Consider the following 12,425-nt stretch of genomic DNA (forward strand, 5'->3'; position numbering starts at 1 on the left):
TCACGCTCCCTTCCGTGCGTCGACGGCGCCAATGGCCGCGGTGACCGGGTGCTCGGTGGTCGCGCCCACGTCGGCCTGGACCTCCTGGGCGGCTCTGAGCGTGCGGCGCCGCTTCCATCGCTTGAACACGCTCAGCTGGGGGAGCACCAGTGCGATCACCACGAGCACCGCGGAGATCAGCTTCATGTCCGAGGGGTTCAGGCCCGCCTGCAGCGCCACGGTGATGACCAGGCGGTAGAGCACCGAGCCCAGGACCACGGCGAGCGTGGTGACCACCACGGTGCGGGTCCCGAAGATGCCCTGGCCCAGGATCACGGAGGCGAGGCCCACCACGATCATGCCGATGCCCATACCGATGTCCGCGAAGCCCTGGTACTGGGCGATCAGCGCGCCCGCAAGACCCACCAGCGCGTTGGACAGGCACAGCCCGAGGATCTTCTGCCTGTCCGTGTTGACCCCGAACGAGCGGATCATCTCCGGGTTGTCACCCGTGGCCTGCATGGCCAGGCCGGCGTCCGTGTAGAGGAACCAGTCCAGCAGCACCTTGACCACGAGCACGCCCACCAGCAGGAGCAGCACTCCCCCGATGGTTCCCTGCAGCCCCACCTCGCGAAGCGGGGTGAAGACGGTGTCCTCCCTCAGCAGCGCGAGGTTTGCCTTGCCGTCCATGAGCCGCAGGTTCACGGAGTACAGGGCCGTCATGGTCAGGATGCCCGCGAGCAGCCCGTTGATGCGGGCCTTCGTGTGCAGCAGCGCCGTGATCAGCCCGGCCAGACCGCCCGCGACGAATCCCACCGCGGTGGCGAGCCACGGGCTGCCGCCGTTGATGATGACCATCGCGGCGGTGGCGGCGCCGCTCGTGAAGGACTGGTCCACGGTCAGGTCCGGGAAGTCCAGCACGCGGAACGTGAGGTAGACCCCCAGGGCCATGATCGCGTAGATCAGGCCCAGCTCGATTCCAGCGATCACCGGTGCTACTCGATGACCTGGTCGGCCTTGTCCCGCAGGCTCTGCGGGATCTCCACGCCCATGGCCTTCGCGGCCTTGACGTTGATGATGAGCTTGGTGTCCTTCTGGGACTCCACCGCCATGTCCGCGGGCTCCGCCCCGTCCTTGAGGATGCGCACGGCCATCTCACCCGTCTGCTTGCCGAGGTCCTTGTAGTTAAGGCCCTGCGTGGCCAGCGCACCGCGCTCCACGGAGTCACCCTCGCCGGCAATCAGAGGGATCTTCTTGGACTCGGCGGCGGAGATCACGGCCTCCAGCCCGGCAACGACCTTGTTGTCGGTGGGCACGTAGATCGCGTCCGTGTCGAAGGACTCGGCGGCCTGGGCCACCTCGGCCGTGGTGGTCACGGTCTTCTCCACGACCTTCAGGCCCTCGGACTCCGCGGCTTTCTTGGCCTCGTCCACCTGGATCTGTGAGTTGGTCTCGCCGGAGCTGTAGATGATGCCCACGGACTTGGCACTGGGTTTGAGCTCCTTGACCAGCTTGATCTGGTCCGCCACGGGGTTCATGTCCGTGGTGCCGGTCACGTTGCCGCCCGGCTTCTCGGCAGAGTCCACGAGGCCTGCGTCCACAGGGTCGGTCACGGCGGTGAAGAGCACGGGCTTGTCGGTGACAGCCTGCGCGAGGGACTGCGCCGACGGCGTGGCGATGCCCAGGATCAGGTCGTCCTTGGAGGAGGCGAAGTTGGAGGCGATGTTCGTGGCGGTGGCCTGATCCCCGGAGGCGTTCTGGACGTCGAGGGTGAGGTTCTCGCCCTCCTTGTACCCGGCGTCGTTGAGGGCCTGCACGAACCCCTCCCGCGCGGCGTCGAGGGAGGGGTGCTCCACGAACTGGGAGATCCCCACGGTGACGTCCTTCTTCTCGTCGGACTTCTCGTCACCGCCGGATCCGCAGCCTGTGAGCAGCAGCGCGGCGGCGGTGGCCGCCGCGGTGATCGGGAGCAAACGCTTCATGTGGGTGTCCTTTCCCCGCAGGATGAGTGGTGACTGGATATTACCTAACAATCGGTCGAAAAATGCGACGGAGCTCACATGTGAGGACAACGGGGCTCGTGACCTGGGCCGGAACCCCGTCACACTCGCGTGTCGGAGGCGACCCGTAGACTTCTCGATGAGATGACTGAGCCCAGCACCGCACCCCGCATCGTGTACCCGGAAGACCTGCCCGTCAGTGCGCGGCGGGAGGACATCATGGCCGCCATCCGCGACCACCAGGTGGTGGTGGTCGCCGGTGAGACGGGTTCCGGAAAGACCACCCAGCTGCCCAAGATGTGTCTGGAACTTGGTCTGGGCGAGGGCGGCCTGATCGGGCACACCCAGCCCCGCAGGATCGCCGCACGTTCCGTGGCCGAGCGGATCGCCCACGAGCTCGGCGAGCGCGTGGGCGACACCGTGGGCTACCAGGTGCGCTTCACGTCCGAGGTGGGCCGGGACTCCCGGGTGAAGCTGATGACGGACGGCATCATGCTGGCCGAGATCAGCCACGACCCCACGCTCTCGCGCTACAACGCGATCATCATCGACGAGGCCCACGAGCGCTCCCTGAACATCGACTTCCTGCTGGGCTACCTGCGCCAGCTGCTTCCCCAGCGTCCGGATCTGAAGATCGTGATCACCTCGGCGACCATCGACCCGCAGCGCTTTGCGGAGCACTTTGCGCAGCCGGATCCGCTTCACTCGGAGGCTGAGCTTGAGCCTGCCCCGATCATCGAGGTCTCCGGACGAACCTACCCCGTGGAGATCCGCTACCGGCCGCTGAGCCAGGAGCGCAGCGGGGACGGCGGAGAGGACGAGGAGGAGACCGGGGACGGGCTCGCGGACGAGGACCGGGACCCGATCGACGCGGTGTGCGACGCCGTCGTCGAGCTCTCCCGGGAGCCCCGCGGGGACATCCTCGTGTTCTTCGCGGGCGAGCGGGAGATCCGGGACGCCCAGGACGCCCTGCAGAAGGTCATCGACTCCCACCGCTCGCTGGCCGGGACCCAGATCCTGCCGCTGTTCGGCAGGCTGTCCATGGCGGAGCAGAACCGGGTGTTCTCCCCCTCCTCGCACCGGCGGATCGTGCTCGCCACCAACGTGGCCGAGACCTCTCTGACGGTGCCGGGGATCAAGTACGTGGTGGACCCGGGTACGGCGCGGATCTCGCGCTACTCGGCCCGCACCAAGGTGCAGCGGCTGCCCATCGAGCGCATCTCGCAGGCCTCGGCGAAGCAGCGTGCTGGCCGCAGCGGGCGCACCTCGGACGGCGTGTGCATCCGGCTGTACTCGCAGGAGGACTTCGAGTCCCGCCCCGAGTTCACGGACCCGGAGATCCTGCGCACGAATCTCGCGGCGGTGATCCTGCAGATGATCTCCGTGGGCGTGGTCTCGCAGCCCTCGGACATCACGGAGTTCCCCTTCGTGCAGAAACCGGACGCCCGCGCTGTGAAGGACGGGGTCCTGTTGCTGCGCGAGCTCGGTGCGCTGCGGGGTTCCGGGGACCCGCACGAGGACGACGCCGCCGCGTCGTCGTCCTCCGCACGGCAGCGTTCCCGGCGTGGTCGCCGCGGCCGCGGTCCGCGGGGCGGGGAACGGGCGAAGGGCCCGCTCACCCGCACGGGCGAGATCCTCGCCGCGCTGCCGGTGGACCCGAGGCTGGGCCGGATGATCGTGGAGTCCCAGCGCCGCGGCTGCGTGCGCGAGGTGCTCGTGCTGACCGCCGCGCTCACCGTGCAGGACCCGAGGGAGCGCCCGCTCGAGAAGCGCCAGGCCGCGGACGAGTTCCACGCGCGCTTCCGTGACAAGACCTCAGACTTCCTCTCCTTCGGGCTGCTGTGGCAGTACCTGCAGGAGCAGCAGGACGAGCTCTCGTCCTCCCAGTTCCGCAAGCTGTGCCGGCGGGAGTACCTGAACTTCCTGCGGATCCGGGAGTGGCAGGACCTCTACGCCCAGCTGCGCCAGATCGCGCGGCAGGTGGGCATCGACGCCGGCGGCTCGCGCGAGATCGACGTGGCCGCGAACCAGGACGCCGTGCACAAGTCCCTGCTCTCCGGGCTGCTGAGCAACGTGGGCGTGCGGGACGAGCGCAGCCGGGAGTACCGGGGCGCGCGCGGCACACGCTTTGCGATCTTCCCGGGCTCCGCCCTGTTCAAGAAGTCCCCGGACTGGCTCGTGTCCGCGGAGCTCGTGGAGACCTCCCGGCTGTGGGCGCGCACCAACGCGGCCATCTCCCCCGAGTGGGTCGAGGAGATCGCCCCGCACCTCGTCAAGCGCAGCTACTCCGAGCCCCACTGGTCCCGCTCCCGCGGTGCGGTGATGGCCTCGGAGAAGGTCACGCTCTACGGCCTGCCCCTGGTGAGCGAACGGCCCGTGCTGTTCTCCTCGATCGACCCCGCGCTCTCGCGCGAGCTGTTCATCCGCCACGCCCTCGTGGAGGGCGACTGGCAGACGCGCCACACGTTCGTGAAGCGCAACCGCCGGGCACTCGCGGAGGTCGAGGAGCTCGAGAACCGCATGCGCCGCAAGGACCTGCGGGTGGACGACCAGGTGCTCTTCGACTTCTACGACGCCCGCGTCCCCGAGAAGGTGGTCTCCCAGCGCCACTTCGACTCGTGGTGGAAGAAGGCTCGCCACGAGGACGAGCACCTGCTGGACCTCACACCGCAGGACCTGATCGCCCCCGAGGCTCCCGCGCTGGACACGGAGTCCTTCCCCCGCTCCTGGACGGTCTCCACCCCGGACGGCGAGCTCAGCCTCGACCTCGACTACGAGTTCGCCCCCGGCGCTGACACCGCGGACGGGGTCACCGTGCGGATCCCCGTCCTCTTCCTGGACCGGCTGTCCCCCGAGCAGTTCGAGTGGCACATCCCCGGGCTGCGGGTGGAGCTCGTGACCGCCCTGATCAAGTCCCTGCCCAAGGCCGTGCGCCGCAACTTCGTGCCCGCCCCGGACACCGCCGCGAGCGCCGTCGCCCGCCTGGACGAGGAGTTCGACCCCGCCCGGGACTCGCTGCTCACCTCCCTGGCCACGGTGCTGCAGCGCCTGCGCGGGCACACTGTCACGGCCGCCGACTTCCGCCCGGAGGCGCTGCCGCCCCACCTGCGGATGCGTTTCGAGGTGCGCGACGCCCGCAACGCCGTGCTCGGCCGTGGGGACGACCTCACGGAGCTCAAGCAGCGGCTGCGGCCCAGGGTCCGGGAGGCGCTCGCGGCGTCCCTGGGCGGTGCCGCGGCCCAGCTCTACGACGCCGCCCACGCAGACGACGACGCCGCGGGCCCGGGAGGCCGTCGCGGCACCGGTTTTGCCGGCTCGGGCGGACGGTCGCGGGGCTCGGAGTCGGCAGGGGCGAGCGCCGGACACTCGGGCTCTCGTGACGGAGCCCGCTCGGGCTCGGGACGACGTCGCCCGGGCGGCAACGGCGCCCAGGCCACCCCGCCGACCGCGTCGCTGGAGCGCACGGACCTCACGGCCTGGCCGGAGCCGGACCCGCCCCGCAGCGTGGAGACGCTCGTGGCCGGTCAGACGGTCACCGGCTACCCCACGCTCGTGGCCGTGCCCCCGGCGACACCGGGGACCACGGAGGTCCCCCGCGTGGACCTGCGGATCCTCAGCGACTCCGAGGAGCAGCGCGCCGCCCAGCGCGCCGGCGTGATTGCACTGCTGCAGCGCGTCCTGCCCTCGGTGCACCGCTACGTGGTGGAGCACCTGAGCCAGAAGGAGCGGCTGATCTTCACCCAGAACCCGCACGGTTCGGTGGAGGCGCTGATCCACGACTGCACGGTGGCCGCGATCGACCGGCTCGTGCCGCAGGAGCCCCCGTTCACCCGCGAGGAGTTCGACCGCGTGGCCGAGCACGTGCGTGCGGAGCTCATCGACACCGTCTTCGCCGTCACCTCACTGGTGACCACCACGCTGACGGAGGCCACCACGGTGCGCAAACGGCTGAAGAAACCCGGTTCCATGGGGGCCGTCGCCGCCTTCAAGGACATGTCGGAACAGGTGGAGCGCCTCGTCTACCCCGGGTTCGTGGCCCGCACCGGGTGGCAGGCCCTGCAGCACCTCCCCCGCTACCTGGCCGGGGTGAACGCGCGGCTGGACAAGCTCTCCGGGCACCTGCAGCGCGACGCCGTGGCCATGCAGACGGTGCACGACCTCGAGGCCGAGTACCGTCGCGTCCGCGAGGCCGTCCCGGCCACCGTGCCGGTGCCCGCGGCGCTGACCGCCGTGCGGTGGGACCTCGAGGAGCTGCGCGTGTCCTTCTTCGCCCAGGAGCTCGGCACCGCCCACTCGGTCTCGGAGAAGCGGATCCGCAAGAAGCTACGCGAGCGCTCCTGAGCAGGGGCCCACGGTCCGCCGACACCGGAGCCCCGGGATGACCCGGAGCACCAGAGCAGTGGAAGGCAGAGGCGCCCGCCCGGCAGGACTCGGCACACCGGCACGACAGAGGCGCGGGCCACCGTCGGGTGGCCCGCGCCTCGTGCGGTGCGCGTGACGTGCTCGGTGTCGGCCGCCGACGGCCGACTCAGGCGACCGTGGGGCGGGTCAGTCCTGCTCGACCTCGTCCGCGTGGCCCTGGGCGATCAGCGCCTCACGGATCCGCCGCGCGGACTCGTCCATGACCGCGGAGTCGGGGTCCTGGTCCACGTTGGCGAAGTCGAACTCCTCGATGGAGTTGGTGGGCCACACGTGCAGGTGGGTGTGCGGGACCTCGAAGCCCTGGATCATGAGGCCAACGCGCTTGGGCTTGAACGCGGCGTCGATGGCCTTCCCGATGCTCTGGGACACCGTCATGAGGTGTGCGGCGAGGTCCGCGGGCAGGTCCACCCACGCGTCCACCTCCTGGCGCGGCACCACGAGCACGTGTCCCTGCGCGAGCGGCTGGATGGACAGGAAGCCCACGCACTGCTCGTCGCGCCACACGAAACGGCCGGGGAGGTCTCCCTCGATGATCTTGGTGAACACTGAACTCACGGCGGTGTCCTTTCACTGGGATGCGGTGGAACTCGGTCGGGCGGGTACACGGACGGCACCCGAGTTCGGCTGCTCAGCCGGTCGGTCGCCCAGCTGACGGGGCAGAGGGGCAAGGCTGGGGCACGGGTGAAGTCATGCGGGTACGATCTCCACGCTCTCGCGCGGGTCCAGGTGCTGGTACTCGGTGCCGTAGACCCCGGCGAAGTGCGAGACCTGCTTCTCCACCACGCCGACGCCCGTCTCGGAGAGCAGGGCGTCGTGGATCTGGTGCACCCGGGTGGCCCGCGTGGCGATGACGAAGTCGATCACCTCGGACATCTTGGACCACGGGGCGTGCAACGGCACAAGCACGGTGGGCACCGTGAGACCCTGCGGGACGGTGAACGAGTCCCCGGGGTGGAACACCGCGCCGTCGACCACGTATCCCACGTTCTCAATTGTGGGGATGAGGGGGTGGATCAGGGCGTGCTGCCCCCCGTAGGTGCGCACGGTGAACGGGCCCGCGGTGAACTCGCCGTCCGCCTCCACCGCGTGCAGCCGGTCGGCGTCCGCCACCCGCGGCGCGAGCTCCTCGACCACCTGCCGGGGCGCGTACACCGTGAGCCCCGGGGAGGTGGCCAGCGCGGCCACCAGCCGGTCGGCGTCGTAGTGGTCCGCGTGCACGTGGGTGACCAGCACGGTTCCGGCACCCGCGAGCGCCTCCTCCACCTCGGAGAACGTCCCGGGGTCGATCACGAGCACCGCGCCGTCCTTCTCCAGACGCACGCACGAGTGGGTGAACTTGGTCAGCAGCATGTCCTCACCCTAGCGGCTGGACGGGTTCGGGAGCAGGCCCAGCTTCCACCGCCCGTCCCGACTGCGGCGACGACGCCGCGGCGCCGTCGCTCCCCCGCTCGCCCTGCCGTGCCGGGGCCGGTACGCTGCCAGCCGCGATCGGGGTGTCGGGGCCCCGCGCTACGATGGCCGCACCAGCCCGCCCATGGAAAGGACACCCGGGTGACCACCAGGAAGACGCAGCACGCGGAAGTGCGCAACACCAAGCAGCGCCGCGCCGTCGTCCGGGCCCTGCAGCACCTGGACGACTTCATCTCCACCCAGGACCTGCACCGCGTGCTGCAGGAGCGGGAGGAGTCGGTCTCTCTGGCCACCACGTACCGCATCCTGCAGTCCATGGCGGAGCTCGGACAGGTGGACGTGCTGCGCAGCTCGGACGGCGAGGCCATCTACCGCCGGTGCGAGGCCGAGCACCACCACCACCACCTGGTGTGCCGCTCGTGCGGGGCCGCCGTGGAGCTGGAGGCCCCACAGGTGGAGTCCTGGGCGGAGCAGACCGCCCGCCGCTACGGCTACGCAGACGTGGACCACACGGTGGAGATCAGCGGCATCTGCGCCGAGTGCGCCGCGGCGGCGAGGGCTGAGGCCGGGGGCGATCCCGAGGACCAGCAGGCGTCCGGGTCCCCGGCGGAGACCGACCCTGCGCCGAGCGCCGGGACCGGCGCGGGGACCAGTGACCCCCGGGACGAGACGCGCGCCACCACGTCCTCCACCCTGCACGGCTCCCGCACCCGGGGCCGGAACCGGTGAGTCCGCAGCCACCCTCAGACATTCTGCTCGTCCACAACGGCTCGTCCCGCACCGGTCGCACCGCCTACGCCAGGGCGGCCGGCATCGTGCGCGCGGGCGGCTACCGGCCCGTGCCCGTGGCCGCGCCCACCGCTGCGGAGCTGTCCCGCCGGCTCGTCGCCGTTCTGCGCGCGGACTCCCCGCGCATCGCGGCCGTCGTCGCGGTGGGCGGGGACGGCATGGCCCACCTGGTGCTGCAGTGCCTGGACGCCCTGCGCCGACAGGGAGTGGACTTCCCCTTCGGGCTCGTCCCGGCGGGCTCGGGAAACGACCTCGCCCGGTTCCACGGCATCCCCGTGGGGGACGTGGAGCGCGCGGCCGGACGCGTGCTGCGCGGTCTCGAGTCCGAGCCCTGCAGCACCGACATGGTCCGTGTGACCTGCGCGGACGGCACCGAGCACCTGTGCGCCACCGCGGTGTGTCTCGGTCTGGACGCCCGCGTCAACGCGCGCGCCAACCGCTGGTCGCGGGTCAAGGTCTCCGCGAAGTACGCCGTCGCGCTGGCCGTCGAGGCGCTGTCCATGCGCGCACGGCGCTACGACCTGTCGTGGACCTCCCCGGACGGCATGCTCCACGCCACGGACCGGGACCTCTCGTTCCTGGTGCTGGCCAACACGTCCTCGATCGGCGGCGGGCTCACCATCCTGCCGGACGCGGACCCCTCGGACGGTGCGCTGGACCTCTTCATGGTCGCGGACGTGGACCCGCTGCGCCTGGTCTGGCGGTTCCCGCAGCTGTTCCGGGGCACCCACCTGGCGCTGCCGCAGGTCTCGGTGGAGCCCGCCGTGTCCGCCCGCGTGGCGGTGCACGGTGCGGCCACCGAGGGCGAGGGGACGCACGAGGCCGCCGCGTACGGCGACGGCGAGCGCCTGGGACCCCTGCCCGTGTCCCTGGAGGTCGTGCCGGCGGCGGTTCAGATCCTCTTCTGAGCGTCCTGCCCCTGCTGAGCACCCTGCCCGTGTTGAACATCCTGCCCCGCGGCGTCCGGATCCCCGCGGGTCACGGTGCCGGGGTCGACGACGCCGTGGCCGCCCCGGTGCCGTCCGCGGCCACGGCGCCGCGCGGCGTCGTCGTCGTTGCCGTTGCCGTCACCGCGCGACGGTAGGAGGCCGAGCGCTCACGGACGGCGCGCACCACGCGCGAGACGAGCCACAGGGCGAACGAGATGGTGGTGACGTAGGGGCTGATCGGGATGTTCCCCCCGAGTGCCAGCAGGATCCCGCCCACCATGGCCAGCTCCGCGAAGAGCACGGAGAGCACCACGGTGCGCCCGGGGCTCGAGGTGAGGTTCATGGCTGCGGCGGCCGGGGTGATGAGCAGCGCGAGCACGAGCAGCGCCCCCACGATCTGCACCGACAGCGCCACGGAGACCCCCAGCAGGACCATGAACAGGATCGAGAGCCCGCGCACGGGCAGACCCTTGGCGCGGGCCACGAACGGGTCGGTGCTCGCAAATGTCAGCGGCCGCCACACGGCCACGAGCACGGCGAGCACCAGGACCGAGAGCACCACCATAGAGGTGAGCTGCAGCGAGGACACCGAGACGATCTGCCCGGTCAGCAGCGAGAACTTGTTGGAGGAGCGCCCCTCGTAGAGCGAGAGGAAGAGGATGCCCAGGCCCAGGCCGAAGGGCATCAGCACGCCCACGAACGAGTTGCCCTCCCGGGCGTGCAGGCCCGTGAAGCCCATGATCAGCGCCGCGAGCACGGAGCCCACGAGGGACCCGGTGATCACGTCCGCGCCGATCAGCAGCGCGGCGGCCGCACCCGCGAAGGACAGCTCGGCGATCCCGTGCACCGCGAAGGCCAGGTCGCGCATCATCACGAACGTGCCCACCACGCCGCCCACGAGCCCCAGCACGGCGCCAGCCCACAGGGAGTTGCGCACGAGCACGAACAGCTCGCCGTAGTCGTCGAAGACGAACACGGAGCTGAGGAAGGAGCTCCAGTCGATCTCGGCCAGGATCACGGGATGATCTCCTCCGGGGAGTCGGTGTGGTGGGTGCTGTCGGAGCGTCCGGCCACGAGGATCCGGCCGTTGCTACGCAGCACCTCGATGTCGGTGCCGTAGAGCTGCGAGAGCACGTCCGAACGCAGCACCTCGTCCGGGGTGCCGATCCGGAACGAGCCGTTGGCGAGGTACAGGATGCGGTCCACGTGGTCGATGATGGGGTTCACGTCGTGCGTCACGAAGACGACGGTGCTGCCGTGGCGCTCGCGCTGCTCGTGGACGAGCTCGCTGACCACGTGCTGGTGGTGCAGGTCCAGAGAAAGCAGGGCCTCGTCGCACAGCATCACGGAGGGATCCGCCGCCAGCGCCTGGGCCACGCGCAGCCGCTGCTGCTCACCGCCGGAGAGCAGTCCCACGGGCGCGTCCGCGTACTCCGTGGCGCCCACCCGCTCCAGGAGCTCGGCCACGCGCCGGTTCACGCGCCGCGGGTGCAGCCGGACGCCCCAGCGGTGCCCGTCCACGCCCTGGGCCACGAGGTCCTTGGCGCGCAGCGGGGTCCGCGCGGGGAAGCCGCGCTGCTGGGGCACATAGCCCACGTGGGCGGCAGCCACGCGCGGTCGGGTTCCGGCCACGGACACGGTCCCGGAGGTCAGGGGCAGCAGGCCCAGCAGCACCTTCAGGAAGCTCGTCTTGCCCGTGCCGTTGGCCCCGAGCACGGCGAGGTACTCCCCCGGTGCCACGTCGAGGTTCAGCCCGGACCACAGGACGCGGTCCCCGAACGCCAGCTCGGCGTCCCGCAGGCTGATCGCGGGCGCGGCGTCCGCCGCCGTGGCCGGTGCGGCCGCGTCGTTCTGCGGTCCGGGCCCGGCGGGGCCGGTGCGTGGTGTGGCTGGCTGCATGGTCCTACTTCGTGAGTGCCTGGGCGACGTGCTGGGTGTTCTCCGTCATCCACTGCTGGTAGTTCTGGCCGTCCGGGATGGTCTCGGTGAACTCGACCACGGGCGTCCCGGAGTCCTGCGCGGCGGTGCGCAGCTTTTCCGTCTGGCCCGTGGAGGTCTGCTTGTTGAACGCCAGCAGCGAGACGTGCTCGCTCTTGACCAGGTCCACGGTCTTGCTGAACACGGCCGGGGAGGCGTCCGACTCGGAGTCGATCGCGGCGGTGAACTCCGCGGGGGTGTCGTCGTGCAGACCGGCGTCCTCCAGAAGATACCCGGGCACCGGTTCGGTGGCCACGTAGCCGCCGGAGGCCCCGATCTTCGAGACCTCGTCCCGCACCGTTCCCAGCTCGGAGGAGACCCGCTTGGCGTTGTCCGCGTAGTAGTCCTTGTTCTCCTGGTCCACCTCGCCGAGCTGCGTAGCGATCGCGTCCACGACCTTCTGCATGCTCTCAAGGTCATACCACACGTGCTTGTTGAAGTCGCCGTGGTCGTGGTGGCCGTCCTCGGCCGCGTGGGAGTGGTCCTCGGCCTCCCGCGTCTGGTCCCCGCTCCGCAGCCCGGAGACGTCGACGGCGTCGACCACGCGCTGGTCCTTGGACGTGAGGCCCGAGAGGAACTCGTCGTACCCGCCGCCGTTCTCCACCACGAGCTCCGCCTCACCCACCCGCAGCCTGTCCTGCGTGGTGGCCTCGTAGGAGTGCGGGTCCTGGGCGCTCGAGTCAATTACTGGGGTGGCTTCGACCTTGTCCCCTCCCACCTGGGAGGTGAGGTCCGAGTACACGGTGGTGGAGGTGACCACGCGGATCTTCCCACCGTCGGAGGATTCGTCCGATCCGCCGGTGGAGCCGTTCGCGCACCCCACGAGTGTCAGACCCGTCAACGCGGCGAGCGCGACGGCGGCCACGGTGCGCCCGCCGGTGCGAGTGGTGCGTCCTTGGGTCATGGGGTTCCTTCCCGT

Annotated in this window: 9 protein-coding genes and 1 pseudogene; 3 read left to right on the forward strand and 7 right to left on the reverse strand. The window is 70.7% G+C overall.

Going from position 1 to position 12,425, the window contains the following annotated elements; all coding sequences use genetic code 11:
- Complete coding sequence (locus FS770_RS01620) at window positions 1-969, reverse strand: ABC transporter permease (protein ID WP_145009410.1); 969 nt, start codon at window positions 967-969, stop codon at window positions 1-3.
- A 5-nt stretch (window positions 970-974) separates the two neighbouring features.
- The gene (locus FS770_RS01625; RefSeq protein WP_145009413.1) at window positions 975-1,961 is read right to left on the reverse strand and encodes an ABC transporter substrate-binding protein; all 987 of its coding nucleotides are present in this window, start codon (window positions 1,959-1,961) and stop codon (window positions 975-977) included.
- A 162-nt stretch (window positions 1,962-2,123) separates the two neighbouring features.
- Here FS770_RS01625 and hrpA point away from each other — a divergent pair, with 162 nt between their 5' ends.
- The gene (hrpA, locus tag FS770_RS01630; protein ID WP_145009416.1) at window positions 2,124-6,320 is read left to right on the forward strand and encodes an ATP-dependent RNA helicase HrpA; all 4,197 of its coding nucleotides are present in this window, start codon (window positions 2,124-2,126) and stop codon (window positions 6,318-6,320) included.
- Between the two features lie 207 nt (window positions 6,321-6,527).
- Here hrpA and FS770_RS01635 read toward each other — a convergent pair whose 3' ends face one another.
- Window positions 6,528-6,956 carry an HIT family protein gene (locus tag FS770_RS01635; RefSeq protein ID WP_145009420.1) on the reverse strand — a complete coding sequence of 143 codons (429 nt, stop codon included), beginning with the start codon at window positions 6,954-6,956 and terminating at the stop codon, window positions 6,528-6,530.
- Window positions 6,957-7,088: 132 nt separating this feature from the next.
- On the reverse strand, window positions 7,089-7,751 hold the full coding sequence (locus FS770_RS01640; protein ID WP_145009423.1) for an MBL fold metallo-hydrolase: 663 nt from the start codon (window positions 7,749-7,751) through the stop codon (window positions 7,089-7,091).
- A 201-nt stretch (window positions 7,752-7,952) separates the two neighbouring features.
- Here FS770_RS01640 and FS770_RS01645 point away from each other — a divergent pair.
- Window positions 7,953-8,372, forward strand: a pseudogene (locus tag FS770_RS01645) (Fur family transcriptional regulator); the annotation flags it as partial.
- 164 nt (window positions 8,373-8,536) lie between these two features.
- Window positions 8,537-9,508, forward strand: a complete 972-nt coding sequence (locus tag FS770_RS01650) for a diacylglycerol kinase family protein (protein WP_145009429.1) — start codon at window positions 8,537-8,539, stop codon at window positions 9,506-9,508.
- A 70-nt stretch (window positions 9,509-9,578) separates the two neighbouring features.
- Here the strand turns inward: FS770_RS01650 and FS770_RS01655 are convergent, their stop codons facing one another.
- The 3 genes from FS770_RS01655 to FS770_RS01665 are packed head-to-tail and all read right to left on the reverse strand — an operon-like array spanning window position 9,579 to window position 12,410.
- Entirely contained in the window at window positions 9,579-10,532 is a 954-nt protein-coding gene (locus tag FS770_RS01655; protein ID WP_145010319.1) for a metal ABC transporter permease, read from the reverse strand.
- Between the two features lie 11 nt (window positions 10,533-10,543).
- Window positions 10,544-11,428: a metal ABC transporter ATP-binding protein gene (locus FS770_RS01660; RefSeq protein ID WP_145009432.1), complete on the reverse strand. Its 885-nt coding sequence runs from the start codon at window positions 11,426-11,428 to the stop codon at window positions 10,544-10,546.
- A 4-nt stretch (window positions 11,429-11,432) separates the two neighbouring features.
- Window positions 11,433-12,410: a metal ABC transporter solute-binding protein, Zn/Mn family gene (locus tag FS770_RS01665; protein WP_145009435.1), complete on the reverse strand. Its 978-nt coding sequence runs from the start codon at window positions 12,408-12,410 to the stop codon at window positions 11,433-11,435.
- Window positions 12,411-12,425: the final 15 nt, after the last annotated feature.

This window comes from Kocuria salsicia, from assembly GCF_007681555.1.
Lineage (GTDB): Bacteria > Actinomycetota > Actinomycetes > Actinomycetales > Micrococcaceae > Kocuria > Kocuria salsicia.

Excerpts from the sequence above, each read along its gene's own strand:
- FS770_RS01625 (WP_145009413.1), bottom strand. The coding sequence starts at position 1,961 with ATGAAGCGTTTGCTCCCGATCACCGCGGCGGCCACCGCCGCCGCGCTG.
- FS770_RS01640 (WP_145009423.1), bottom strand. The coding sequence starts at position 7,751 with ATGCTGCTGACCAAGTTCACCCACTCGTGCGTGCGTCTGGAGAAGGAC.
- FS770_RS01665 (WP_145009435.1), bottom strand. The coding sequence starts at position 12,410 with ATGACCCAAGGACGCACCACTCGCACCGGCGGGCGCACCGTGGCCGCC.
- hrpA (WP_145009416.1), top strand. The coding sequence starts at position 2,124 with ATGACTGAGCCCAGCACCGCACCCCGCATCGTGTACCCGGAAGACCTG.
- FS770_RS01660 (WP_145009432.1), bottom strand. The coding sequence starts at position 11,428 with ATGCAGCCAGCCACACCACGCACCGGCCCCGCCGGGCCCGGACCGCAG.